This window comes from Pandoraea sp. XY-2, assembly GCF_004193915.1.
GTDB classification, from domain to species: domain Bacteria; phylum Pseudomonadota; class Gammaproteobacteria; order Burkholderiales; family Burkholderiaceae; genus Pandoraea; species Pandoraea cepalis.
This window is the reverse complement of the sequence record NZ_CP030849.1, coordinates 4174022-4198987: the sequence shown is the minus strand read 5'-3', so window position 1 is coordinate 4198987 and position 24966 is coordinate 4174022. Positions and strand designations below refer to the sequence as shown.

At 65.4% G+C, this 24966-nt stretch carries 18 protein-coding genes and 5 pseudogenes; 11 read left to right on the top strand and 12 right to left on the bottom strand.

The features are described 5' to 3' along the window. Positions 1 to 102: 102 nt before the first annotated feature. The 3 genes from DRB87_RS18900 to DRB87_RS18890 all read right to left on the bottom strand — a co-directional run bounded on the left by DRB87_RS18900 (position 103) and on the right by DRB87_RS18890 (position 3452). Entirely contained in the window at positions 103 to 699 is a 597-nt protein-coding gene (locus tag DRB87_RS18900; protein ID WP_240756061.1) for a sensor histidine kinase KdpD, read from the bottom strand. A 445-nt stretch (positions 700 to 1144) separates the two neighbouring features. Then, positions 1145 to 2446 carry a UDP-N-acetylglucosamine 1-carboxyvinyltransferase gene (locus tag DRB87_RS18895; RefSeq protein WP_130026980.1) on the bottom strand — a complete coding sequence of 434 codons (1302 nt, stop codon included), beginning with the start codon at positions 2444 to 2446 and terminating at the stop codon, positions 1145 to 1147. Positions 2447 to 2651: 205 nt separating this feature from the next. Beyond that, a complete protein-coding gene (locus DRB87_RS18890; RefSeq protein WP_240756060.1) occupies positions 2652 to 3452 on the bottom strand; it encodes a GntR family transcriptional regulator in 801 nt (266 codons plus the stop codon). Between the two features lie 314 nt (positions 3453 to 3766). Between DRB87_RS18890 and DRB87_RS18885 the strand changes: the two genes are divergently transcribed. From DRB87_RS18885 to mdoH, 8 genes and pseudogenes are all read left to right on the top strand, one after another. Further along, complete coding sequence (locus DRB87_RS18885; RefSeq protein ID WP_130026979.1) at positions 3767 to 3991, top strand: DUF3311 domain-containing protein; 225 nt, start codon at positions 3767 to 3769, stop codon at positions 3989 to 3991. Then, a pseudogene (locus DRB87_RS18880) lies at positions 3988 to 5462 on the top strand (sodium:solute symporter). Before DRB87_RS18885 ends, DRB87_RS18880 begins: the two are co-directional and overlap by 4 nt. Positions 5463 to 5482: 20 nt before the next feature. After that, positions 5483 to 6672 (top strand): annotated as a pseudogene (locus DRB87_RS18875) (amidohydrolase family protein). Continuing rightward, entirely contained in the window at positions 6669 to 7238 is a 570-nt protein-coding gene (locus tag DRB87_RS24005) for an MFS transporter (RefSeq protein WP_130026978.1), read from the top strand. The pseudogene DRB87_RS18875 and the gene DRB87_RS24005 overlap by 4 nt, the downstream one beginning before the upstream one ends. Next, positions 7190 to 7939 carry an MFS transporter gene (locus DRB87_RS24000; protein ID WP_130026977.1) on the top strand — a complete coding sequence of 250 codons (750 nt, stop codon included), beginning with the start codon at positions 7190 to 7192 and terminating at the stop codon, positions 7937 to 7939. The genes DRB87_RS24005 and DRB87_RS24000 overlap by 49 nt, the downstream gene beginning before the upstream one ends. 271 nt (positions 7940 to 8210) lie before the next feature. Further along, positions 8211 to 9173 (top strand): alpha/beta hydrolase, encoded by a 963-nt coding sequence (locus tag DRB87_RS18860; RefSeq protein ID WP_130026976.1) that lies wholly within the window; start codon positions 8211 to 8213, stop codon positions 9171 to 9173. A gap of 323 nt (positions 9174 to 9496) precedes the next feature. Continuing rightward, complete coding sequence (locus DRB87_RS18855; protein WP_370363111.1) at positions 9497 to 11056, top strand: glucan biosynthesis protein G; 1560 nt, start codon at positions 9497 to 9499, stop codon at positions 11054 to 11056. Continuing rightward, positions 11053 to 13695: a glucans biosynthesis glucosyltransferase MdoH gene (gene mdoH, locus DRB87_RS18850; protein WP_130026975.1), complete on the top strand. Its 2643-nt coding sequence runs from the start codon at positions 11053 to 11055 to the stop codon at positions 13693 to 13695. The genes DRB87_RS18855 and mdoH overlap by 4 nt, the downstream gene beginning before the upstream one ends. A 112-nt stretch (positions 13696 to 13807) precedes the next feature. On the opposite strand, the gene DRB87_RS18845 is transcribed toward mdoH, so the two are convergent. Continuing rightward, positions 13808 to 14557, bottom strand: coding sequence for a M23 family metallopeptidase (locus DRB87_RS18845; protein ID WP_130026974.1), 750 nt, complete (start codon positions 14555 to 14557; stop codon positions 13808 to 13810). Between the two features lie 338 nt (positions 14558 to 14895). On the opposite strand from DRB87_RS18845, the gene DRB87_RS18840 reads away from it, so the two are divergent. From DRB87_RS18840 to DRB87_RS18830, 3 genes are all read left to right on the top strand, one after another. Further along, entirely contained in the window at positions 14896 to 15099 is a 204-nt protein-coding gene (locus tag DRB87_RS18840) for a cold-shock protein (RefSeq protein WP_010805153.1), read from the top strand. 222 nt (positions 15100 to 15321) lie between these two features. Beyond that, positions 15322 to 15957, top strand: coding sequence for a LysE family translocator (locus DRB87_RS18835; RefSeq protein ID WP_130026973.1), 636 nt, complete (start codon positions 15322 to 15324; stop codon positions 15955 to 15957). Between the two features lie 269 nt (positions 15958 to 16226). After that, positions 16227 to 16994, top strand: a complete 768-nt coding sequence (locus tag DRB87_RS18830) for a flagellar brake protein (protein ID WP_017232471.1) — start codon at positions 16227 to 16229, stop codon at positions 16992 to 16994. Between the two features lie 98 nt (positions 16995 to 17092). On the opposite strand, the pseudogene DRB87_RS18825 reads toward DRB87_RS18830, so the two are convergent. The 8 genes and pseudogenes from DRB87_RS18825 to DRB87_RS18795 form a co-directional block, all read right to left on the bottom strand. Next, positions 17093 to 18441, bottom strand: a pseudogene (locus tag DRB87_RS18825) (hemolysin family protein). Between the two features lie 143 nt (positions 18442 to 18584). Continuing rightward, positions 18585 to 19496, bottom strand: a complete 912-nt coding sequence (locus DRB87_RS18820) for a LysR family transcriptional regulator (RefSeq protein ID WP_130026972.1) — start codon at positions 19494 to 19496, stop codon at positions 18585 to 18587. 124 nt (positions 19497 to 19620) lie between these two features. Beyond that, the gene (locus DRB87_RS18815) at positions 19621 to 20448 is read right to left on the bottom strand and encodes a dioxygenase (RefSeq protein ID WP_130026971.1); all 828 of its coding nucleotides are present in this window, start codon (positions 20446 to 20448) and stop codon (positions 19621 to 19623) included. A gap of 47 nt (positions 20449 to 20495) precedes the next feature. Next, positions 20496 to 20900 carry a DoxX family protein gene (locus DRB87_RS18810; protein WP_130026970.1) on the bottom strand — a complete coding sequence of 135 codons (405 nt, stop codon included), beginning with the start codon at positions 20898 to 20900 and terminating at the stop codon, positions 20496 to 20498. A gap of 183 nt (positions 20901 to 21083) precedes the next feature. After that, complete coding sequence (gene glcF / locus DRB87_RS18805) at positions 21084 to 22334, bottom strand: glycolate oxidase subunit GlcF (RefSeq protein WP_130026969.1); 1251 nt, start codon at positions 22332 to 22334, stop codon at positions 21084 to 21086. 8 nt (positions 22335 to 22342) lie between these two features. Then, a complete protein-coding gene (locus tag DRB87_RS24345; RefSeq protein WP_370364059.1) occupies positions 22343 to 22561 on the bottom strand; it encodes a hypothetical protein in 219 nt (72 codons plus the stop codon). Next, positions 22510 to 23466 (bottom strand): annotated as a pseudogene (glcE, locus tag DRB87_RS18800) (glycolate oxidase subunit GlcE); the annotation flags it as partial. The pseudogene glcE and the gene DRB87_RS24345, both read right to left, overlap by 52 nt. Further along, positions 23466 to 24960, bottom strand: a pseudogene (locus DRB87_RS18795) (FAD-linked oxidase C-terminal domain-containing protein). The pseudogenes glcE and DRB87_RS18795, both read right to left, overlap by 1 nt. Positions 24961 to 24966 lie beyond the last annotated feature (6 nt).

The window sequence follows — 24966 nt, the reverse complement described above, 5'->3', positions numbered from 1 at the left end:
CGGCTTTCCGACGCAGTACCGCGGCATGCCCTCGGGCGTGCCGTTTTCGTTTGATGGGCGCCTAGTGGAACGTCGATGCCGCAGGGGCCTGGCACAGCGCGGTCAGTCCGGCCAGATCGCCACGCTGCGCGAGATGGTGAACCTGCCGCGCGGCAGGTCGTCCTTGGCGATGCCGCAGCCGGAATCCTCGACGCCGAAACAGACCTGCATGAGATCGGCGCGTGTCGCGTCCGGCGTTGCTGAAAGCGAGAGGGTGATCGTTCCGTTGGCGGTGTACTTCGCTGCGTTGTCCAACAGATTCCCGAGCACCTGACGCACTCGCTTGGCGTCGAACGCGAGCAGGGGCGGCAGCGGCGCACGCACGTCGAGCAGGAAGGCGTTACCGTGCTTGCCGGCGAGACTCATGCCCTCTTGCGCCACGCCGTCGACGAACGCATGGGTGTAGACCGGCGCGACATGCAGCGGGTCGGCCGCGCCCCCGCTCGCATACTCGATCAGGTCGTTGATCATGGCGAGCATGTGATGCGCGCTGCGGCGGATGATGCGTCCACGGTCGGCGTCTTCGCGCCCGCCCGACTGCACCAGATCGGCAAAGCCGATGATGGACGTGAGCGGCGTGCGCAGATCGTGACTGATGCGTGCCAGGACGTCGCTCTTTGCGCTGTTGGCTTCGTCCGCGGCGATGAGGGCGGCCTGCAACTCGCGCGTGCTCCTCGCGACGCGTCTGCAACACTTCGCGCTGCGCGCTGTTCGCGCACGAGTTCGCGCGAACGTCCCACCATCGGATCTCCGGCTGACGGCTGCCGGTCGGCATCGCGTAATAGCGCACGTCTTCGAGCCGCACGATGCCGACGCTCAACCAACGCGTGAGCGATGCCGTGCCGCGATTCTCGACGCTGCCCGTGAGTCAGAACGCCGAGCGGCTGTAACCCGGATTGAGCATGCAAACGTCATGTGCCGTCGGGCAAAGGTGCGATGATCGCGGGCGCGAGCGGCTCAGGTAAGGTCATTCGTCGGGTTCGTCGGGGCGAAGACCGGTGTGGGGCGATCGGGGGGTCGTCTACCGCCGGCGTGTCCCGTAGGGCGAGCCCGGCCCCCTGGGGGGGGGCCGGCAAACGACATGTGCACACACGAAAGCGCGGGCTTACTCCTGCGGTGTCCAGACGACGTTCGCGCCCACCGAGCACAGGTTCTCGACGAAGCGCGGATGCGCGCGCCGGATCGGATCGGCGTTCTTGATCGTCGAATGCCCGTCGATGCTGGCCGCCACCATCAGCAACGCAATCGCCACGCGGATGATGTACGGACTCTCCACGACGGCGGGCGAGAGCGGCACGCCACCGAACGTGATCAGGCGGTGCGGATCGGACTGGAACACATGCGCGCCGAACTTCGACAGCTCGGTCGACCAGCCCATCGCCCCGTCGTAGACCTTGTTCCAGAACATGGCGCTGCCTTCGGCCTTCACCCCCAGCGCGATAAAGATCGGCAGCAGGTCGACCGGGAAATACGGCCAAGGCGCGGCTTCGACTTTCGTGAGGATGTTCTGCGTGAACGGCGCTTGCACCTTGAGCTTGCCCTGCGCGGTGGCGGTCGACCAGCCGTCGCGATGCTCGACTTTCACCCCGAACTTCGCGAACGTGCGGTCGATGAGCGGGAACTGGTCCGGCGCCGTGTTCTTGACCGTGATTTCCCCGCCGGTGATGGCACCGAGCGCGAGGAACGTGGTGATTTCATGGAAGTCTTCGGCGAAGCGGAATTCGCCGCCGCCGAAGCGCTCCACGCCTTCGATCGCGAGCTGCGACGTGCCGACACCTTCAATGGGCACGCCCAGCATCTGCATGAAGCGGCAGAACTCCTGCACGTGCGGCTCCGACGCCGCGTTATTCAATTGCGAGCGGCCCCTGGCCGTTGCCGCGCACAGCACGAAGTTTTCCGTGGTGGTCACCGACGCGTAATCGAGCCAGTGATGGATCGCGGGGTGCGCCTCGTCCGCATGGATGAGCAGCGAGCCTTCGGTGCGCTCGACGCGTCCGCCAAAATGCCGCAGCACTTCGATGTGCGGATCGATCTCGCGCACGCCGAGCGTACAGCCCTTGACGTTGTCTTCGATGCGGGCGACGCCAAAGCGCGCGAGCAGCGGCGGCACGAGCATGATCGACGAGCGCATCTCTTCCGGCAGATGGTCCGTGCGCGGATCGAAGTGGGTATCGCGATGGTGGATGTCGAGCGTGCCGGCGTCGAAATCGACGTTCACCTCGCTGCCGAGCTGACGGAAGATGTCGAGGATCTTGCGAACGTCGGTGATCTCGGGCACGCCGATGAGGCGCACCGGCTGATCGGTGAGCAGCGTGGCGCACAGCACCGGGAGAACGGCATTCTTGTTGGCGGAGGGGGTGATGCGGCCACGCAGTGGCTGGCCGCCGTGGACTACCAGATGGGACATGGGCTTCCTTCGGGCTTCTTGCTTGAGCGTGTCAGGCGGGGGCGAAAGTGGCAGGCGGGCGCAGGCCCGTCGCGAACAGGCGCAATATACCCCCGATTCAGGGGAGTGTGCCACGCGACCCCCACGCCCGTGGTGGGATTGCCGCGCCGCTTGACGGGCGACGGCGCAACGTGTCGCGGGGGGAGATGGCGGCGCCGGAGAAAGCCTATGACGCCGTGCCCGCGAACGCCTCGGCAAAAATGGCGCGGAAGTCAGGCGTCTCCGCGGCGGCGGCGCGGGTGAGCACGCGTGCTTCGAGTTCGTCGAGGTGCGCCGTGGCGAGCGCAATCGCCGCCTGCGTCTTGCCGTCACGCAACTGGCCGACGAGTTGCGCGTGCTCCGTGGGCGCGCAATGCATGAATTCCGCCGGATCGTACAGCGCTTTGTAAAGCTCCGTCTTGGCCACGAGCTGACGCGCGAATGTATCGAGTTCGGCACTCTGCGCCATGCCGATCAAGATCAGATGAAACTCGCCCGCCAGGCGAATCGATCGCTCGTGCGTGCCCTGCGCATGCGAAAGCGCTTCCAACGCGACGTGCGCGTCGAGCGCCGCGAGCTGCGACGCACTCAATTGCCCGCAAATGCTCGCAATCACACCGCTCTCCAGCACGCGGCGAGCGCGGTAGGTCTGCCGGATGTCGTCGAGCGACGGTTGCGGGACGAACGCGCCCCGGTTGGGTTCGAGCACCAGCTTGCCTTCGAAGCCGAGCCGGGCGAGCACCTTGCGCACGGCGCCCCGGGTGCAGTCGAGCGCTTGCGCCAGATTGCGCTCGCGCAGCGGCATGCCCGGCCGCAGCTTGCCGGAGAGCAGCGCCTGCGAGATGGCCATGTAGACGCGCGCCTCGATCTGCTGTCCCGCGCTGCCCGACGTGCCATCGTCGCCGGCCGCCAGGCCCGCGGCGGTCTCGGTGGCGGCTTTGGGGCGTGACGCGTCGCGCGGCGACGCCGGTGCTGCAGTGCGGCTCAAGCCTCATCTCCTGGATAGACGCGGTTCGCGTGGGTGTGGGGCGCATTGTACCCGGCCCCCTTCGCCTGTCGGCGCTGCCTCCCGGAAAACCCTCGGTTTCGGCTGTGCCGCGATTGCAACCTTGCATTTCGGCAAATCGTTGCCGATAATGGTCAACAAAAATGGTTAACCATTTGTTTGTGTATGGTTGATGATATGGCGAATCGATGTAGTGCGCCATGACACCGGACACCACCGAATTGGCCAAGCCAGCGGGCCGCCCACGGCGACGTGTGTGCGGCCGACCATTGAATCCTCTAGGGTCTGGAGACGTCATGAAACCTGTGCATTGCCTGGCCGCGCTTCCCATCGCGGCGTTTTACAGCGGCGGTTGGCTGGCCGAACACGTGGGCACCCGTTTGGCGGGGCTGCCTTTCCTGATGGCGTGGAATATCGTCTGGCTGCTGCTCACGTCGGCGGTCATGGTCGTGATGTTCCGCTTTGACGGTTCGCGCGAGTCTGCGCAGGATGCGCGCGAACACGACGGAGCGGCATCATGAACGCCGCCCTGACCGTCATTGCGGCGTTCCTCGCTTTTGCGCTCTTCATCGGACTGCGCGCGCGGCGCGGTCGCACGATGAGTCTGGAGCAGTGGGCCGTGGGTGGCCGCGGCTTCGGCACGCTGCTTGTCTTCCTGCTGATGGCAGGCGAGGCGTTCTCGACCTTCACGTTCCTCGGCGCGAGCGGATGGGCGTACAGCAAGGGGCCTCCCGCCTTCTACATCCTCGCTTACGGCGCGCTCGCCTATCTGCTCGGCTACTGGATGCTGCCGGCGGCGTGGCGTCACGCAACGCGACATGGCTGTGTGTCGTTCTCCGACTTCTTCGCGACGGCCTACCGCTCGCGCGCGCTGGGTGTCGTCGTCTCGGTAGTCGCCGTGCTCGGCATGAGCGCGCTGCTGATCATTCAGTTGCGCGGCCTGGGCATCATCGTGTCGGAGGCATCGTACGGCACGGTTCCGCCGGTGGTCGCAATCTGGTGCGGCGCGATCGCGATGGTGGCGTACATCACGGTGTCGGGCATTCACGGTTCCGCGAGCATTGCGATCTACAAGGACATTCTGATTCTCGTCATTGCCGTGTTCCTCGGCGTCTATCTGCCGCTGCATTACTTCGGCGGATTCGGCGAGATGTTCGACCGCATCGAAGCGGCGCGGCCAGGCTTTTTGCAGATGCCCACAAGCGGCCTGACGCTGTCCTGGTACAACTCCACGATTCTGCTCACGTCGCTGGGCTACTACCTGTATCCGTACGTGTTCACGTCGGTGTACGCGGCCAAGACCGAGAGCGCCGTGCGCAAGAACACGATTCTGATGCCGCTGTACCAGATGGTGATCGCGTTCATGTTCTTCGTGGGCTTCGCGGCCATTCTGCAAGTGCCGGGCCTGACCGGCGCGGATTCGGATCTGGCGCTGCTGCGCATCGTCAAGCAGACGTTTTCGCCGTGGTTCGTGGGCGTGATCGGCGGCGTCGGGGTATTGACCGCACTCGTGCCCGGTTCGATGATCCTGCTCAATGCGTCGACGCTGATCGCGAAGAACATCTACCGCGACGGCTTCGCGCCGCATGCGAGCGATGCCTTCGTGGGCAAGCTCGCCAAGCGTGTGCTGCCGGTCTTCGGGCTGGTGGCGGTGGGCTTCGTGTTGCGTGGCGGGGCGACGTTCGTGGCGCTTGCGCTCTTCGCGTCGAGCCTGCTCACACAACTGTTCCCGTCGTTCGTGTCGAGCTTGTTGCCGCGTCCATTCGGCAACAAGTACGGCGCCTTCGCGGGATCGGCGCCGGCGCTGTCGTGCTGGCGGCGGCGGTCGGGTTCGACGTCACCCTGCGCACGTTGATGCCGGGCGCATCGGATACCGTCGGATCGATCAACATGGGGCTGGTGGCGCTGGCGGTGAATGCGCTGACGTTCGTGGTCGTGAGCCTGCTCACGCGCTCGCGCAACGTGGCGGCAGGCGTCCCGCAGGGCACCTGACAGGAAGCATAGAGGAAGGCATGACAACACTGGACATTCGCAACGCGCGCGGCCTCGATGGCGCGCCGCTCGACGTACGCGTCGAAAACGGACGGATTGCGGCACTTGCGCCGTCGCTGCCCAGCGCGCCGGGTAGCGGCATCCGTCTGATCGATGCGGGCGGTGCGCTGCTGCTGCCCGGTCTCGTGGAGGCACACACGCATCTGGACAAGACCGTCTGGGGCATGCCGTGGTACGAGAACGCGTGCGGCTCGCGGCTGATCGAGCGCATCGACAACGAACGTCAGTGGCGTGCGCAGAGTGGGCATGACGCGGGGGCCGCGTCGCTCGCTCTCGCGCGAGCGTTCCTCGCGGCGGGCACCACGCGGCTGCGCACTCACGTCGACATCGATACCGACGCGGGCCTGCGTCATCTCGACGGCGTACTCGCCACGCGTGAAGCGCTGGCGGACACCCTCGACATGCAGATCGTGGCGTTTCCGCAGTCGGGCGTATTGGATCGCGAGGGCACCGTTGCCTTGCTCGACGACGCGCTCGCACGGGGCGCGGATGTGCTCGGCTGGCTCGATCCGTGCGCCATCGATCGCGACCCGAAGGCCTCGCTCGACGCCATGTTTGCGCTGGCCGACAAACACGGTTGCCCCGTCGACATCCATCTGCACGAGCCGGGCGAGATGGGCGTGTTCTCGCTCGAACTGATGCTTGAGCGCATCGCTGCGCTTGGCATGCAAGGCAAGGTCGTGGTGTCGCATGCGTTTTGCCTGGGCGAGTTGGACGCCGCGCGCGCCGAGACGATGCTCGCGCGCCTGGCCGATGCCGGCGTGGCGCTGATCACCACCGCGCCGCCCTCGCGTATCGTGCCGCCGCTCATGGCCTGCCGGCGTGCCGGTGTGCCGCTGGCGGGCGGCAACGACGGCATTCGCGACACGTGGACGCCCTATGGCTCGCCCGACATGCTCGAGCGCGCCATGATGATCGGGCTGCGCTACAACCTGCGTCGCGACGATGAACTGGAAATAGCGCTCGATTGCGTCACCGATCAGGGGCGAGGGCATGTGGGTTCGATGACTACGGGCTGCGCGTGGGCGCGCGCGCCGACCTGGTGCTCGTCGATGCCGTGAATGCTGCGCAGGCTATCGTCACGCGTGCGCCGCGCCGCTGGGTGGTGGCGAACGGTCATGTGGTGGTAAGCGACGGTGTGGCGGTATGACACTGTGGCTCGCCATCGTCGCGGTCGGGCTGACGCTGCGGCCGACGCTCACGTCCATCAGTCCGCTGCTGCCGCAAATCCGCGAGGCTACGGGGATGACCTATCCCGTGGCGGCGTTGCTCACTTCGCTGCCGGTGCTCGCGATGGGCGCGGGCGCCTTTGCGGCGAGCGGGCTGACGCGCCGCTGCGGTGAGCGGCGTGGGGTGCTGCTCGGACTGGCGGCGCTTGCGCTCGCCTGCGGCATGCGTTTCGTGGCCGACGATACCGCCACGATGATCGCCACGGCACTCGCGTCGGGCATCGGCATCGCCGTCATCCAGGCGCTGCTGCCCGGCGTGGTGAAGGCGAACTACAGCGCCGCGCGCATGACCGCGATGATGGGCTTGTACTCGGCGGCGCTCATGGGCGGTGGTGGACTTGGCGCGGCGATCAGTCCGTGGGCGGCGTCCGAGGCGGGCGACTGGCGCGTCGGGCTGGGGATGTGGCTTGCGGTTGTCTGCACGGCCGCGTTGGCCTGGTGGCGCGCGCCGCTGATTCAGGCGGTGGCGGCACCACCGGGGCCGTGACGTCGGCGGCGGATTTGCGCGCGGCGTGTCGGGCGGCGGGCGAGCGTGTTGCCTCGGCAACGGGCGGTGCGCCATCGATGTTTGCGTTGCTACGCAAGCGTCGCGCCTGGACACTGGCCGTGTACTTCGGTCTCATCAACTGCACCTATACGACCATGGTCGCTTGGCTGCCCCCGTTCTATCAGCAACACGGCATGAGTGCGACACGCAGCGGGGCATTGCTGGCCGGGCTGACGGCCTGTCAGGTCGTCGCCGCACTGACGCTGCCTTGGCTGGCGCGCCGTCACGCCGATCGCCGTCGCTGGCTCACGCTCGCGCTTGCGGCCACACTCGGCGGACTCATCGGACTGGCGCTCGCACCGGTCGCCGCCGCGTGGGCGTGGATCGGCGCCATCGGCTTCGGGTTGGGTGGCACCTTCTCGCTTGGACTCGTGCTTGCGCTCGATCATCACGCGCACCCGCCACATGCGGCGGCGCTCGCGGCGTTCATGCAGGGCGTGGGTTTTTGCATCGCGGCGCTGGCGCCGTTCGCCGCTGGCGCGGTGCTCGATCGCACGGGCAGCTTCACGCCGTCGTGGATCGGACTCATCATGCTCAACGTGGCGTTGATCGCGCTGACGTGGCGCTTCGATCCTGCGGGCTATGCGTCGGCGCTTCGTTTGTCGCGCGACACGCCCGGCGGTCGCCCTCAGCGCGCATGAGGCGCGCTGAATGCGCGCTCGACGCACACTCGAAGCGCGCGCCCGGCGTACGCGCCGCACCTCTCGCGCGTTGCGCACGCGAGACACGTATCCCTTAGGCAAAATTCCTGCGGAGTCCCTACGCAATCCGCGCTAAGATGGTTTGTCGTGTGATGTCGCAGCGGGACGTTGGCGCGAGACCGTGATGCCTGGCCGATCGGCGGGATTCGGCCGGGCGCGTGCACCGCTGGATACCAAGGGAGAACGGATGCTCGGAATGTCGCGCGGGGCCGTGGGTCGATCTTTCGGGACGATGCTCGTCGCGCTCGGTGCCTGCAGTGTCGGCGTGGCCTTGCTCGCGTCGTTTCCCTCTCTGGCCGCGGCGGCCGACACGATCGTGCCGCGGCATCCGACCCTCGACGCCGCACCGACCGCGGCCCCTGTTCCCACGCCGAATGCTTCCTCGCCGCCGACCGGCATCGACCAGCGCGTGCCGCGCAGCGATGGGGCGTATGCCAATCTTCATGTCTTCCGGCCATCCTTGGCCTGTCGTGGCGTGGCGGTGCTGAGTCCCGGAGCGGGCGATGACCGCGACGCGCTTTCCTGGTTGGGCCGCGCACTCTCGCAATACGGGTGGTTAACCGTGACCATGGCCCACAAGGAAAGCGGGCGCGACTCTTTGCGCGATCGGGTCCGCAGCGGTGGATTGCGCGACGGTTTGCTGGCACTCACTACGGATCCCGAAGCTTACGACGACCGTCTCGAAGACGCCGGGGCGGCGCTGCACTGGGCGCGAACGCAGTGCCGCGCGGGACCGGCCGTCTTCGCGGGGCACTCCATGGGCGCGGCCACCGTGATGATCGAGGCCGGTGCGAAGAATAAGCTCGGGCTCGACAGCCGCGACCGTTTCGATGGCTACATCGCGCTCTCCCCGCAGGGGCCCGGCCCGATCTTTCCGTCGGGCGCTTGGCATGACATCCGCAAGCCCGTCCTGTTGGTGACCGGCACACGTGACGCACCGCTCGATGGCAAGTGGCAGACGCGCACCGAGCCCTACGCGGATCTGCCTGCCGGTTGTCACTGGCTCGCGGTCGTCGACAGCGCCACGCATTTCAATTTCGCCGGTTTCGGCTATGGTCACGGTGACATCGAGGCCAAGGTGCTGCCGCTGATCCAGCGGTTTCTCGACAACGTGCGCACGCAGCGGTGTGCCGTCCCCACGCCGGCGACCGGTGTGAAATTCGAGGCGAAGTAAAGCGGGCCATGGCCGGCCGGGGGCGCGACGCCACCGGAGGCCGTCAATCGAAGAACCGGTGCGGCATCGGCCGTGTGGGCAGGGGAATGGCGGGGAATGGGCGGGAAAGGCGGTGAAAGCCTTCCGTTTTTCCTATCGGTCACAAATCGTCACAAATTTGTGATGCGCCTGGAGCGGCGTCCCAGCGGACGATTGAGATAATGTGAGTGCCCGCTTCGAAGCTTTTGCGGATGCATCTTTCGTCAATCGGTAAATGAGCGGGTAAAATTGCGCGTTCGGCGCAAGCTGGCTACGGTCGGCACGCGCGTGTCACGCTATCTCCAATGCCGATGGAATTCCTGCTCAATTTCGTTTCCCGCATGATTTCCCGCCGTGCCTTGCGCCTGGCGCTCGCCGGCGTACTCAGTGGGTGCGCTCTGGTCTGCGGCGCCGCGCATGCCTTCTCGTTCGACGACGTTGCCAAACAGGCGCGCACGCTTGCGAACAGTCGCTACAAGCCGAAGGATCCGAATCTGCCGAAGGCGCTGCAGAACCTCTCGTACGATCGCTATCGCAATATCCGCTTCAAGCCCGAAAAGGCGCTGTGGCGTGCGCAGAAGCTGCCGTTCGAGCTGATGTTCTTCCATGAGGGCTCGTACTACGACCGTCCGGTGAAGATCAACGAATTGGCCGGCAACAGTGTGCGCGAACTGCGCTACAGCCCCGACATGTTCGATTTCGGCGCGCTGAAGGTCGATCCCAAGCAGTTGCGCGGGCTCGGCTTCGCGGGGTTCCGCATTCACTTTCCCGTGAACACCCCGAAATACAAGGACGAAGTGATGGTGTTCCTCGGTGCGAGCTATTTCCGCGCGCTGGGAAAGAACCAGACCTACGGCTTGTCCGCGCGCGGGCTGGCACTCGACACGGCGCTCAATTCCGGCGAGGAGTTTCCGCGCTTCACCGAGTTCTGGATCCAGCGTCCGGCCCCTGGCGCCAAGGAGTTGACGATCTACGCGCTGCTCGATTCGCCGCGTGCGACAGGCGCGTATCGCTTTACGCTGCGTCCGGGCGTCGATACGACGGTGGATGTGAAGGCCGAACTGTTCCTGCGTGAGAACGTCACCAAGCTGGGCGTTGCGCCGCTCACGAGCATGTTTTTCTTCGGCGAGAACCAGCCGGCGGCGGTGCCCGACTATCGTCCCGAAGTGCATGACTCGGATGGCCTGTCCATCGAGTCGGGCACCGGCGAGTGGATCTGGCGTCCGTTGGTCAATCCGAAGCGTCTGCTCGTCTCATCCTTCGCGTTGACGAACCCGGCCGGATTTGGGCTGCAGCAGCGCGACCGCGACTTCGGCGATTACCAGGATCTGGAGGATCGCTACGAATCGCGCCCGAGCGCCTGGGTCGAGCCCAAGGGCAAGTGGGGGCCGGGCCGGGTGGAGTTGGTGCAGATCCCGACCCCTGACGAGACCAACGATAATATCGTGGCGTATTGGGTGCCGGATGCGCCGCCCAAGCCCAGGCAACCGTATTCGATCGAATACCGGCTGTCGTGGCAGAAGGACAACGACAAGCGCCCGCCGATGGCGTGGGTGTCGCAAAGCCGGCGGGGACACGGCTACCGGGGAAAACCAGACGACAGTCAGCTGTTCGCGCTCGATTTCGAAGGTCCGGCGCTCAAGAAACTGCCAGAAGATGCCAAGGTCGAAGGGAACGTATCCATCGATGGCAATGGCAAGATCCTCGAAGTGCAGACGCAGCGCAATGACGTCACGGGAGGCTATCGCGTCATGCTCCGCATGCGCCGCCTCGATTCCGAGAAACCCGTCGAAATGCGCGCTTACCTGCGCAACGGCAGTAACACCCTATCCGAAACGTGGAGCTACCTGTTACCCCCCGAATGAGCGACCGTTCCGACATTCCGGTCGACGAGTTGTACGTCGACCGGCTGCCACTGCCCGCCGAGAAGCGCCGCGCCCTGTTGGCTCAAGCCAGGCGTGACGGCGGCGATTCGCTCGACGTCCTCACACGCTTGCAGCGTTTTCTCGCCGCGCGCGCTGTGAACGGCGCGGGCGATGTGCCGCCTGATGCCGACGATGCCACGGCCGATGCCGCCAGCGCGGCGCTCGCCGTGGCCGCGGGGCAGACCGCCGCGCAGGCCGACGCACCCGTTGCCACGGCCGGCGTGGCGACGGCCGCGTGGCATGCGCACAATATCGAGGAGATCGAATCCGGCAGCGACGCGGTGCTTGCCTCGCAATCGGTGCGTCTCACGCTCACCGACGGCGGATCGCTCGCCGCCGCTGCCGGATTGAACGAAGTGCGTGGCGTACAAACCTTGCGCACCGCACCGCCGGTGCGCCGCACGTCACTCATTCCGCGCGCCTGGTCACTCAATCCGCTCGCGCGACTGTGGCGCAAACTGACCGGTCGCGAAGATCCCGATCCGCTCGTGCGCGACGCCCCGGATCCCAAAGGCCGATGGTCGCAAGCGGGCCGGCGCCGCCGCTGGATGCTGCTCGTGCTGATGATTGCGCAGACGGCGCTGGCCACACATTTCATGGCGTCGGTGCTGCCGTATCACGGGGTCGATCCGCTGGAATTCTCCGTGCTGGTGCTGTTCGTGCTGCTCTTCGGCTGGGTCTCGGCCGGGTTCTGGACGGCGATCTTCGGCTTCTTCGTGCTGCTGTTCGGCGGCGAACGCCACATGATCTCGAAGATGGCCGCCGGCGACGCTCCGATCGCGCCGGAGGCGCGCACCGCGCTCGTGATGCCGATATGCAACGAAGACGTCGGCCGCGTGTTCGCCGGGTTGCGTGCGACCTACGAATCGCTGGCCAAGACCGATTCGCTCGAACGCTTCGATTTCTTCATCCTGTCCGATTCGAACGAGGCCGACAATTGCACGGCCGAAGTCGACGCGTGGCAGGCGCTATGCCGCCAGGTCGACGGCTTCGGCCGTATCTTCTATCGTCGCCGTCAGCGTCGCGTGAAGCGCAAGAGCGGCAACCTCGACGACTTTTGCCGCCGCTGGGGCAGCGACTATCGCTACATGCTCGTGCTGGACGCCGACAGCGTGATGAGCGGTGAATGTCTGACGAAGCTGGTGCGCATGATGGAAGCGCACCCGAGCGCCGGCCTGATTCAGACCGCGCCGCTCGCCGCCGGACGCGAAACGTTTTACGCGCGCCTGCAGCAGTTCGCCGGTCGCGTGTACGGCCCGCTGTTCACGGCCGGCCTGCACTATTGGCAATTGGGCGAATCGCACTACTGGGGCCACAACGCGATCATTCGCATGGCGCCGTTCATGGCGCATTGCGCGCTTGCCCCGCTGCCGGGCAAAGGCGCCATGTCGGGCGCGATTCTCTCGCACGACTTCGTCGAGGCGGCCCTGATGCGACGCGCCGGCTGGGGCGTTTGGATTGCCTACGATCTGCCCGGCAGCTACGAGGAAATGCCGCCGAACCTGCTCGACGAACTCAAGCGCGACCGCCGCTGGTGCCAGGGCAACCTGATGAATTTCCGGCTGTTCCTCGCCGAGGGCATGCACCCGGTGCACCGCGCGGTGTTCGTCACCGGCGCGATGGCCTACGTGTCAGCGCCGTTGTGGTTCATCTTCCTGATCCTCTCGACCTGTCTGCTCGCCAAGCACACGCTGGTCGTGCCCGAATATTTCACTGCGCCGCGGCAACTGTTCCCGGTCTGGCCGGAGTGGCATCCCGAGCGCGCGCTCGCATTGTTCTCGGCCACGGCCACGCTGCTCTTCCTGCCGAAGATCCTGGCCGTCGTGCTGATCTGGGCGAAGGGCGCGAAACGTTTCGGCGGGGCATTCGCGGTGACGGTGAGCATGCTCATCGAACTCGTGTTCTCGGCCGTGCTCGCGCCGGTGCGCATGCTGTTCCATACGCAGTTCGTGCTGGCGGCGCTCACCGGCATTGCGATTCAATGGAAGTCGCCGCCGCGTGAAGACGCCGAGACGCACTGGGGCGAGGCGATTCGCCGCCACGGCCTGCATACCCTGATCGGGCTGGGGTGGGGGGGCGTCGTCTACTGGCTCAATCCGGACTTCATTTGGTGGCTGATGCCCATTGTCGGATCAATGGCGATCTCGATTCCCGTGTCGGTGTTCTCCAGCCGGGTGTCGCTGGGGCGCGCGCTCAAGCGTGCGCGACTGTTCCTGATTCCGGAAGAGTCATGGCCGCCCAAGGAGCTGCGCATGACGGAAAAATACACGGAGGACGCGCGCCAGCATGTCACCTTTGTCGACGCCGTCGTCGACCCGATGGCCAACGCCCTCGTGGCCGCGAGCGTGGTGCCGACCCTTGACGACGCGAAGCGCGACGCCCGGCGTGCCGGCCGTGTCGAGACCGCGTTGCTCAAGGGACCGGCGAAGCTGACGAACACGCAGAAGTGGGAGTTGCTCAACGACCCGCGCGCGCTCGCAGCGCTTCATTTGCTCGTGTGGACGGACCCGCGTGCGCATCGCGATTGGCGCGACGCGCGCACCGACGGGCTGTCGCAGGGCTTTCTAGCGTCGGCCTGACCGGCAGACAGGCAGAGGCGGGAGGCAAGGAAAAAACGGCAAGACATCGAGCCTTGCCGTTTTTTTCGTTTGCGGTATTCGCCCGCCGGGAGAGACGGGCCGCAGCACTGAATTATCGCGAGGGCAGGAAGTCGCGGGGGTTGAACGGCGTGCCCTTCTGGCGCACCTCGAAGTGCAACTTGACCGTGCCATGCGAGTCGGTGTCGCCCATCTCGGCGATCTTCTGGCCCTTGCTGACCGACGCCCCTTCCTTGACCAGAATGGCGCGGTTGTGCGCGTAGGCGGTGAGGTACCCGTTTTCGTGCTGCACCATCACCAGGTTGCCGTATCCGCGCAACCCGCTGCCTGCATAAACCACCTTGCCGGCGGCTGCCGCATAGATCGGGTCGCCCGCTTTGCCGCCGATATCGACGCCCTTGTTGCTGCTGCCATTGAAGTTTGCCAGCACCGGGCCATTGGCGGGCCAGACCATCGGAATCCGGTTGGTCGCCGTGCGTGGGGCAGCGGGCGCGGGAGCCGGCTTCGGGGTCGAGCGGGCTTGCGGTGCGGGTCTGGCGGCCGCCGCGCCGGCGGGCGGCACGACACGCAGCACCTGACCGACTTCGATCTTGTCGGGATCGGTCAGGCCGTTCCAGCGCACCAGATCGGCGGCACTGGTATTGTTGGCGCGCGCGATGCCATAGAGCGTGTCGCCGGACTGTACGCGATAGCTTCCGGCGGGCACCGGGCCATAGGTCGGCGACCCGGCGCAGGCGACGAGCGTCAGGCAAACGGCCAGACTGAGCGCGTGCGTGCGGCAACGGGACACCCAAGCCGGTTGGCTTGGCGTACGAGCGTCAGACGGCGACGGCGAGGGGCGCATGAGGCGAGTAGACTCCATCCGTAGGCAGGTATGGGGGGTGAGTGGCGCGGGCGCGGGAAAAAACGCCCATTGTACGGGCAGCCACCCCGGCTCGAACACCCGAAGCCCGCCCAAATCTCCCGCGAGGGCGAGAAATTGTTACGAGATTTGCAGGCCTTACCCTGTTGACAAACGACGCGTCTACACGTATAAAACCAACTGCAGATTGTCAAGCCGCGAAGTTGTTGTCAGACGTAGTTTTCCTGCTTCTCGCTGGTTTCTAGTCCTTCATTTTCCCTTGATTGTCAGCGCTCACGGGGTTATTTCGACCTCAAGCTATTGTTTTATTAGGAAAAAATATGGAAACCGGTATTGTTAAGTGGTTCAACGACGCAAAGGGCTTCGGCTTCATTACCCCGGACGCCGGCGGTGAAGACCTGTTCGCTCACTTCTCGGAAGTGAAGGTTGACGGCTTCAAGTCGCTGCAAGAAAACCAACGCGTGTCGTTCGAAGTCAAGACTGGCCCGAAGGGCAAGCAAGCTGCGAACATCAAGCCCATCTAATTGGCTTGAACGCATTCCCGTGATGCCGCGCCAGCCTTAGGCGAGGCGGCGTCCCGAGATCAGCAGGCCCGATGACGAAAGTCATCGGGCCTGTTTGTTTTTTGGCTTCTTTTTTGATTCGCATGGGACGTGCACGCGGACGATGCGACTGTCGCGGTTCGACGCTACAATGCCTGATCGAATTCGCGTGAGCCCGCGCGTGAGCCCTTTTCCGAGGCAATCATGAGCTTGCAAACATGGTGGCTGTATGTCGTCACCGTTTTTTTCGTCTCGGCGACGCCGGGACCGAACATGTTGCTCGTCATGACGCATGGTGCGCGTCACGGGCTGCGTCCGTCGCTCGGCACGATGGCCGGCTGCATGACGGCACTCATCGCCATGATGTCGATTTCCGCGGCCGGACTGGGCGCGGTGCTCCGCGCGTGGCCGATGTTGTTTGACACGCTGCGCTATATCGGTGCGGCGTATCTCGTCTATCTCGGCTACAAGAGCTGGCGCTCGCCCGTGGATGCGAACGCGGCGGCGCCGTCCGACGTGCCCGCCACGGCCGTGGATTCGAGCTTCGGCAAACTCTTCAAGTCGGGCTTCCTGGTCGCGGGCAGCAACCCGAAGGCCATTCTCTTCGCCGCGGCGTTCCTGCCGCAGTTCATCGACCCGACCGCCGCCAAACTCCCGCAGTTCTCGATCCTGCTCGGCACGTTCGCGGTGATCGAGGTGAGCTGGTACCTGGTCTACGCCACCGGCGGGCTACGCATCGCGCCGTACTTGCGCGAAGCGCGTGTGCTCAAGGCATTCAATCGCATCAGCGGCGGCGTGTTCATGGGTTTCGGCGCGTTGATGGCCGCGGTACATCGCTGATCCGACGGTCGCGTGCGGCAAAGGTCCGAGGGCGCGTCCGGGGTGTGGCGCGCGACACGGGGCGCCGCAAGTTTGTGGGCCGGAGCCCTCAATATTCCGGGCCAGTGACCGTTAACGTTTTTGACCAGATTCATGAGACGGTGCATCAGCGCCGACAGACACGCATTCGCACAGTGACGTCGTGAGGCGTCACGTGTTGCCGAGACTTTATTACGTACGGCTTGCGCCGCCCGGCGTGGTCCGTCACGGGGACAATTAGAAGATCAGGTATGGAAATGACAGAACCGCAGGTGACACCGGCGCCCACGGACAACGAAACGCAACTGCATGATTCGTATCGCATCAGCAATCCGCTGGAAATTGGCGGCGTGCTGCGCCATCTGGCGACCCGTGGCGATTTCATGACGGTGTACTTCGCGAACGGGCAGCGGCAGCTCGTCACGCGCCTGCTCAAGGTCGAGCCGCAAGTGCGTGGCTTTTATTTCGACTGGGGCGGTGTGGAGGCGGAGAACCGGGCGCTGCTTGCCAACAAGCGCGCGCTGTTCGTGGGCGTGCCCGAAGGCATTCAGGTGCATTTCCCCATTGGCGATGTCGAGGAGCGCGAGTTCGAAGGGTATCCCGCCTTCTACGCCTCGTATCCGGAAACGCTCGTGCGTTTGCAGCGCCGCGATTACTTTCGCGTGAAAACGCCGATCCTTGATCCATACCCGTGCACGGTCAAATTCCCCGATGACACGCCGATGCGCCTGTCGGTGTTCGACCTGTCGCTCGGTGGCGTTGGCTTGCGCACGAAGGCCGACGCGGCGGCCGAAATTCCGAAGGGCTCGATGCTCATGCACGTCGAGATCGAATTGCGCGACTACGGCACCGTCCAGGTAGACCTGGAAGTCTGTGCGATTCGCACGGTGCCGTTGGCGAAGGACGTCGAGTATCACATCGGCTGCCGCTTTATCGCTCTCTCGCGTACCGCCGAGTCGCGTCTGCAAAAGCTCATCACGCAGCTCGAACTCAATCGAAAGGCATTCGCGCGCGGCTAAGCGTTAGGTGGAATGCGATCCACCCGGCGCTTGCACCCGCGGCGCCGGACCCGCTCGCCGAGCGCCGATGCGGGCGCGCTTCCCGACGCGCTTACGCATCAATCGTCGCGTTGCCGGCTGACCGCGTGGGGCGGTTCGCCGCGGGCTTCTCGTACACCGTCGGGATAGATGCGTACCAGCACGATACGCGGTCCCTGCATCTTCTTCACGACAACGGAAAAGCCTTCGAAGTCGACCTTCTGCCCCTCGTGCGGCAGGTAGCCCAGCACGTCCATGATCAGGCCCCCACCGATTCTGCGTGCTCGCTCGGGATCTCGATGCCCAGCGAGCGTTCCAGCGTCAGGATGGGTAAGCTGCCGCGGCCGATGAGCGTGCCATCCTCCATGTGGGTCCAGTCGTCTTCCGTCTGGCGGAATTCGTCGCGGATCTTGCCGACAAGTGCCGAGAGCAGGTTGTCGAGCGTCAGGAAGCCGATGGGCTTTTGGTCCGGCCATCCCACGATCGCGAAGTGAGGTGCGCCCCGGCGAAATCGGCGGAACAGCTCACGCGCCGGCATGTCGGGTTTCACGCGCTCCACGGGCCGCGCCATACTGCCCAGATCCTCGATCGACTCACCATGATGCTCTGCGAGGAACAGGTCTTTCAGGTGCACCACGCCGAGCACGGTTTCGCCATCGTTGTCGAAGAACGGGTAGCGGCTGTAGCGGTGACGATAGGCCGTATCCATGTTCTGCGCGAACGTTGCATTGCGCCGGAAGCTGGCCACTTCGCTCATCGGATGCATGAGATCTGAGACGGTCAGATCGCTGAAGTCGATGGCGTAGGCGACCACATTCCAGTCGTCGCGCGACAGTTTCTCGCTCGAAGCCCCCCGGCGCATGATCAGCTTGATTTCGTCGGCCGAGTAATGGGCATCGGTGCCGTGCGACGGATCGAGACCTGTCCAACGCAGCAGGCGGTTGGCGCTGTGGTTGAGAATCCAGATCGCCGGATACATCAGCCAGTAAAAGCCGTAGAGCGGGGCGGCTGTCCAGACGGAGACGATTTCCGGCATGCGCAGGGCCATCGACTTCGGCGCGAGTTCGCCCACGACAATGTGCAGGTACGAAATCGTGAAGAATGCGATGAAGAAGGCGAGCGCATGAATCAGCTCCGCCGAGTTGACTCCCAACGCGGCGAATAGCGGCGTGAGAATGCGCGCAAACGCGGGCTCACCGATCCAGCCCAGACCGAGCGAGGCGAGGGTGATGCCGAGCTGGCACGCGGAAAGGTAGGTGTCGAGCTGGCTGTGAACCTTGGCCAGGATACGGCCGCGCCAACCGCGTTGGCGGGCGATGACATGAACGCGCGTCTGGCGCAGTTTGACGAGGCCAAATTCCGCCGCCACGAAGAAGCCGTTGAGCAACACCAGCAGGATCGCGGCGACGATCAGTAAAAAGTTTTCCAAAATATATGAAATGGGACATCAGGCCCGTCAGTATAAGTGACATTCGCCTGCGGAAATCAATTGCCGTGACGTTCCGGTGTGTTGTCTGTCAATTGCGTGGGATTCAGGGGCTTTCGCGGTGGATGTCGGCAACACTGCGCGACTCAACGGCGGTCGATAGCCCGCCAGCCGGGCATGGCAAAGGCGTCGACGAGAAAGTCGATGAGGGCGCGGACCTTGGCGCTCAGGTACTTGCGCGAAGGATAGACGACGTAGACACCCATCTCGCCCTGCGTGTATTCGGGCAGGAATTCGACGAGCCGGCCGTCGCGCAAGGCGTCTTGCACGAGAAACGCCGGTTGCAGAATGATGCCCGCCCCGGCAACCGCGGCGGCCAGGCAGGTATCGCCGTTGTCGGCAATCAGCCGCGCGCGCGTACGCACGGAAACCGGGCCGTCTGGGCCGTCGAAGCGCCATTCGCGCCGATGCGAGAAGTAGCTGTAGCCGACTGTTTCATGATGGGCAAGTTCGCTGGGATGCGATGGCGTGCCATGCTGCGCGAGGTAGCCGGGCGAGGCGCACAGCACCAGCCGGGTGCCGGCGAGCCGCCGATGCACCAGCGACGAATCGGGCAGGCGCGTGATCCGAATGGCCAGATCGTAGCCTTCGTCAACGATATCGACGAGACGATCGCTCAGCGTGATGTCGAGTGAGACTTGCGAATGTCGCGAGAGAAACGTGGGCCAGAGCGGCGCGAGATGCAGCACACCGAAGGTGTGCGGGGCGTTGATGCGCAGCGGCCCGGCCGGCAGACCGTCCTGCTCGCCCGCCATGGCATCGGCCTCGTCGAGTTCGGTGAGGATCTGACGGCAGCGCTCGACGTAACGCTGGCCTGGCTCGGTGAGCGACAGGCGTCGCGTGGTGCGTTGGAGCAAACGCGTGCCCAGACGCGCCTCGAGATCGGCCACGTAACGCGAGATGGCCGTCTTGGAGATGCCCAACGTTGCGGCGGCCTTCACGAAGCTGCCCGACTCGACCACGGCAATGAAGCTCTCGATCTCGCGAAGTTTGTTCATGCCGGGATGGGGCTCCTCAGGAATGCGCACCGCGATGCGCGATCAGGCCGGTGGCCGGACAGGCGACGGCGCCGACGATGCCGCGACGGCCAGGCCTGTCGCGACACTCCCGGTGCCGATGTCGTTATTGTGCCAGTGCGCTCACTTGGGCGAGCGATGGGGCGGCGTTGCCGAACGCGAACGCGTCCATGCGCAGCGCGCCGTAGGTGGCGCCGGTGTCGAAGTGCGTCTGACGGGCGGCATTGTCGGCTGCGCCCAGGGCAATGTAGAGCGGCAGCAGATGCTCGTCGGTCGGATGAGCGCGCTCGGCGTACGGTGCGCGGGCGCGATAGTCGAACAGGGCATCGAGGTCCATCGTCGCGAGATGCTCGGTGAACCAGGCGACGAATTCGGCCAGGTAGGGCGCTTCGGCACGGTCCTCCGACGGGGCGCGGAACACTTCATGCAGGTTGTGCGTGAAGCTGCCCGACGCGAGAATGAGCGTGCCGTCCCGTGCGAGCGGTGCCAGATGCTGCCCGAGCCGATATTGCCACTCGGGACCTTCATGCCGTTGCAGCGACAACTGGGTGACCGGGACATCCGCGTCCGGGTAGAGGTAGCGCAGCGGCACCCAGGCGCCGTGATCGAGGCCCCACTGGTCGTCGGTGGTCGCGGGCAGACCCGCGTCGCGCAGAATTTGCACCGTGCGTTCGGCGAGCGCTGGTGCGCCTGAGGCGGGGTACTCCAGCGTGTACAGCTCGCGCGGGAAGCCGCCGAAATCGTGGATCGTGCGTTGCCGCGCCAGACTGCCCACGCGCGGAGCCGGCGTCGACCAATGCGGCGAAATCACGAGGATCTCCCGCGGACGCGGCACCGCACGCCCCAACGCCGTCAACAGCGGGCCGGTGCGGCCCGGATCGACCGCGAGCAACGGCGAGCCGTGGGAGACGAAGAGGGTAGGAAGGGCAGACATGGCAATGACTCCGGCAAAAGAACGCTAACGAGAACCCGACAAGGCAATCACGCAGTGCGCGCGCGGCGTACGGAGCAGGCGCCATCGCCGAGCAGGGCCAGGACCAGCAGCGCCACCAGCCAGAACGCGGGGAATTCCCAGCCGCCGCCCTTGTTGGTGAACATCCAGCCGTTGTGGCCGTGCACCGATACGATGGTGCCAAGCATCAACGCCGCCAGTGGCAGCGCTGCCCAGCGCGCATAAAAGCCCGTGATCAGCATCAGGCCGCCGATCAGTTCCAGCGCCATCGTGACATAAGCGACGAACGGCGGCAGGCCCAGCGAGCCCATGAAGCCGACGAATCCGGGCACGGTGAACACGAACACCTTGAGCGACAGATGGGCGAGGAAGAGGATACCCAGCGATACGCGCAGCAACAGTGCGGCGTAGGGGGCGGTTTTGTTGTCGATCATGACAGGCTCCGGCAAAGGAATCGAAGTAAGGGGCGGCTCAGCCATCAATGCGATGACTGACTTGGCTTCGATTTTAGGGAGCGCCATCGTTTAAATAAACGGGCATATTGGGGATTGATTGTCCCTTGTATGGGGACAATCAATCGTTGCCACGGAGGTGAATCGGGATGGTCGCGCCGGCGCTCAGGCCGACGCAATCATCCGGTCGAGCAGTTCGATCCAGTGTTGAACCGGCGCGTGATCGCGCGCGTGCTCGCCCTTGGCGGTCGCTTGCAAATGACAGATGCAGCCGACGTTCGCGGAGACGACCAGTTCGGGCTCGAGGGCGTCGAGAGCCTTCCACTTCGCGTCGCGCAGTTGATGCGACAACGTTGGCTGCGTGACCGAATAGGTGCCCGCGGAGCCGCAGCAGATATGGCTGTCCTGCGGCAGCGCGACGCTCACGCCAACCCCGGCGAGCACCTTCTCCACCACGCCCTTGAGTTGCTGGCCGTGTTGCAGCGTGCAGGGTGGATGGTAGGCAATCTTGCCGGTTTTGCGGCTCGGCACCCGTTGCTGCAGGGCTTCCAGGTTATCGAGCAGTACTTCCGACAAATCTCGCGCGAGCTCCGAGACCCGTTGCGCCTTGCCTGCGTACTGCGGATCGTGACGCAGCAGATGGCCGTACTCCTTGACCGTCGCGCCGCAGCCCGACGCGTTGATCACGATGGCTTGCACACCCGCTTCGATCTCGGGCCACCAGGCGTCGATGTTGCGTCGCGCATCGTCCAGGCCGTCGTCCTGATAGTTCAGATGCAGGCGGATCGCGCCGCAGCAACCGGCCGCCGCCGGACGCACCGTTTCGATCTCGAGTGCGTCGAGCACGCGGGCGGTGGCCTTGTTGACGTTCGGCAGCATGGCGGGCTGCACGCAGCCTTCGAGCATCAGCATGCGACGGGTGTGCGTGCCCTGCGGCCAACTGCCCGAACGCTGACGATGCGGCACCTTCTCGCGCAGCGAGCGCGGCAGCAGCGACCGGAACTGCTGACCCAGGCGAAGGGCGGGCGAGAAGAGCGTTCGATTGGGCAGCACGCGGGCGAGCGTCCAGCGCAGCGCGCGCTCGCTGGCGGGGCGACAGACCTTGGCGTCGACATGACGGCGGCCGATGTCCACGAGTCGGCCGTATTGCACCCCCGACGGGCACGTCGACTCACAGCTGCGGCAAGTCAGGCACCGATCCAGATGGCGCTGCGTTTCACGCGTCACGGGCTGGCCCTCGACCATCTGCTTGATAAGATAAATGCGCCCGCGCGGGCCGTCGAGTTCGTCCCCCAGTAATTGGTAGGTCGGGCACGTGGCGGTGCAAAAGCCGCAATGCACGCATTTGCGGAGAATGGCTTCGGCTTCGTCGCCGTCTGGCGTTTGACGGAGAAAGTCTGCGAGGTTCGTTTGCATCGTCGTCTTTAGCGGTACAGCCGATGGCGGTTGAAGATGCGGCTCGGGTCGAACGTGTGCTGCAAACGCTTGCCGATAGCGTGCAGCGCGGCCGATGGCGGGGTAAATACGCCAGCCGACTTGTCGCCGTGGCGAAACAGCGTAGCATGCCCGCCCACCGCTGCGGCAATCGCGCGCACATCGGCGGCGTCGCGCGGTGTGATCCACCAGCGTTGCGCGCCCCCCATTCGATGAGGTGCTCGTCGCCGTGAGCGAGGGGCGGCGTGGTCGAGGGCACCGACAGGCGCCAAAGCGGTTGGCCGTCTCCCGTGACCGGCGCGCTCGCGAAGAACCGGTGCGTCTGCTCGCGCAGAGTCTGCCAGAACGCATGTGCTTCGAGGGCCTCGACAGGTTCGCCGCCCATCGCTGCGCGCGCTGCGGCGATGGCGGCTGCGGCACCGCCAAGGCGCACGCGCAGCACGCCGTCGTGCCACGCCGAACCCATCAGGGGCAGCGGCTGAGCGGCCCAGCGGTTGAGTTGCTCGATGGCTTGTGCCTGCGGCAGTTCGAACTGCAGCGTGGCCTCGGCCACCGGGCAGGGCAATACTTTAATCGAGAGTTCGAGCAAGACGCCGAGCGTGCCGAGCGCGCCGGCGAGCACCCGGGAGATGTCGTAACCCGCGACGTTCTTCATGACCTGCCCGCCGAAATGCAGCACTTGGCCCTGACCGTTCATGACGACGGCGCCGAGGACAAAGTCGCGCGGTGCGCCGACGTGCGGCCGGCGAGGGCCGGCAAGGCCGGCCGCAATGCAGCCACCGAGCGTTGCCCCTGGCCCGAAATGCGGCGGCTCGAACGGCAGGATCTGCCCCCGCGCGGCCAGCGCCGATTCGATCTCGGTCAGTGGCGTGCCCGCTCGGGCGGTGATCACGAGCTCGGCCGGATCGTACGAAACGATGCCGCGATACGTCCGCATGTCGAGCGGCTCGCCCATGGGCGTCTGGCCGTACCAGTGCTTGGTGCTGCCACCCTGGATGTCAAGCGGTGTGCCGCTGGCGGTGGCCGCGAGCACGCGCTCGCGTATCGCGGCGAGCACTTGTGCCGCTGCATGCGTGTCCACGTCGGGCAACGCGAGGGAAGGGGCTGACGACATCAGAACCTCGGCAATTCGGGATGGGGCAACAGGCCGCCGCGCACGTGCATCTTTCCGTACTCGGCGCAGCGCGCACGCGTGGGAATGCCCTTGTCGGCGTTGAGCAGACCGGCGGGGTCGAAGGCACGCTTCACGCCGAAGAAGGCATCGCGCTCTTCCGGCGAAAATTGCACGCACATCGCGTTGATCTTCTCGATCCCGACGCCATGCTCACCGGTCACCGTGCCCCCAGCGCCACACAGGCTTCGAGAATGTCGCTGCCGAACGCTTCGGCGCGGTGCCACTCGTCGAGATCGTTGCCGTTGAACAGAATCAGCGGGTGCATGTTGCCGTCGCCGGCGTGAAAGACGTTGATGCAGCGCAGGCCGTATTGCACTTCCATCGCTTCGATGCGCTTGAGCAGCGTGCCGATGGTCCGGCGCGGGATCGTGCCGTCCATGCAGTAATAGTCCGGCGAGAGGCGTCCGGCGGCGGGGAAGGCGTTCTTGCGTCCGGACCAGAAGCGCAGACGTTCGGCTTCCGATGTGGACACCTGGATGCGCGTGGCGCCCGACGCGCGCAGCACCGCCGAGACCCTTGCGATTTCCTCCGCGACTTCTTCCGGCGTGCCGTCCGACTCGCACAGCAGAATGGCGGCGGCGTCCAGATCGTAGCCTGCGTGAACGAACGCCTCCACGGCCTGGGTGGCCGGCTTGTCCATCATCTCCAGGCCCGCCGGGATGATGCCCGCCGCGATGATGGCGGCGACGGCGTTACCGCCCGCCTCGACATCATCGAAGCTGGCCATGATGACTTGCTGCACCTGCGGCTTCGGCACGAGCTTCACGGTGATTTCCGTGACCACGCAGAACATCCCTTCGCTTCCGATGAACACGGACAGCAGGTCGAGTCCCGGGGCGTCGAGGGCGTGCGAGCCGAATTCCACGATCTCGCCGTCCATCGTCACGGCGCGCACACGCAGGACGTTATGCACCGTCAGGCCGTACTTCAGGCAATGCACCCCCCGGAGTTCTCCGAAACATTGCCACCGATCGTGCAGGCGATCTGCGACGACGGATCCGGTGCGTAGTAAAGCCCATAAGGCGCGGCCGCTTCGGAGACGGCGAGGTTGCGCACGCCGGGCTGCACGGTGGCGGTGCGCGCGTAAGGATCGACTTCGAGAATGCGTTTGAATCGGGCGAGCGAGAGCACGATGCCGTCGGTAATCGGCATGGCGCCGCCGGAAAGCCCCGTGCCGGCGCCGCGCGGCACGACGGGCACGTTGTGCGCGTGGCAGGCCCGCAAGATGCGGCAAACCTGATCCTCGTCGGCAGGTAGTACTACGGCAAGCGGGAGCTTGCGGTAGGCAGCCAAGCCATCGCATTCGTACGGCGTGATCTGTTCGCGGTCGGTCAGCCACTGGGCGTCGGGCACGGCGGCACGCAGTGCCGCGAGCCGGGCGGCGCGCGTGGCGTCGTCAATCGTCTCGAAGACGGGCTCGTCGTCGACGCGCATGGGCAC

What these genes read in the sequence shown, in the direction of transcription:
- DRB87_RS18895 (WP_130026980.1), bottom strand. Translation starts at nt 2,446, where the DNA reads ATGTCCCATCTGGTAGTCCACGGCGGCCAGCCACTGCGTGGCCGCATC.
- DRB87_RS18885 (WP_130026979.1), top strand. Translation starts at nt 3,767, where the DNA reads ATGAAACCTGTGCATTGCCTGGCCGCGCTTCCCATCGCGGCGTTTTAC.
- DRB87_RS24005 (WP_130026978.1), top strand. Translation starts at nt 6,669, where the DNA reads ATGACACTGTGGCTCGCCATCGTCGCGGTCGGGCTGACGCTGCGGCCG.
- DRB87_RS18855 (WP_370363111.1), top strand. Translation starts at nt 9,497, where the DNA reads ATGCCGATGGAATTCCTGCTCAATTTCGTTTCCCGCATGATTTCCCGC.
- mdoH (WP_130026975.1), top strand. Translation starts at nt 11,053, where the DNA reads ATGAGCGACCGTTCCGACATTCCGGTCGACGAGTTGTACGTCGACCGG.
- DRB87_RS18845 (WP_130026974.1), bottom strand. Translation starts at nt 14,557, where the DNA reads ATGCGCCCCTCGCCGTCGCCGTCTGACGCTCGTACGCCAAGCCAACCG.
- DRB87_RS18840 (WP_010805153.1), top strand. Translation starts at nt 14,896, where the DNA reads ATGGAAACCGGTATTGTTAAGTGGTTCAACGACGCAAAGGGCTTCGGC.
- DRB87_RS18835 (WP_130026973.1), top strand. Translation starts at nt 15,322, where the DNA reads ATGAGCTTGCAAACATGGTGGCTGTATGTCGTCACCGTTTTTTTCGTC.
- DRB87_RS18830 (WP_017232471.1), top strand. Translation starts at nt 16,227, where the DNA reads ATGGAAATGACAGAACCGCAGGTGACACCGGCGCCCACGGACAACGAA.
- DRB87_RS18820 (WP_130026972.1), bottom strand. Translation starts at nt 19,496, where the DNA reads ATGAACAAACTTCGCGAGATCGAGAGCTTCATTGCCGTGGTCGAGTCG.
- DRB87_RS18815 (WP_130026971.1), bottom strand. Translation starts at nt 20,448, where the DNA reads ATGTCTGCCCTTCCTACCCTCTTCGTCTCCCACGGCTCGCCGTTGCTC.
- DRB87_RS18810 (WP_130026970.1), bottom strand. Translation starts at nt 20,900, where the DNA reads ATGATCGACAACAAAACCGCCCCCTACGCCGCACTGTTGCTGCGCGTA.
- glcF (WP_130026969.1), bottom strand. Translation starts at nt 22,334, where the DNA reads ATGCAAACGAACCTCGCAGACTTTCTCCGTCAAACGCCAGACGGCGAC.
- DRB87_RS24345 (WP_370364059.1), bottom strand. Translation starts at nt 22,561, where the DNA reads ATGGGGGGCGCGCAACGCTGGTGGATCACACCGCGCGACGCCGCCGAT.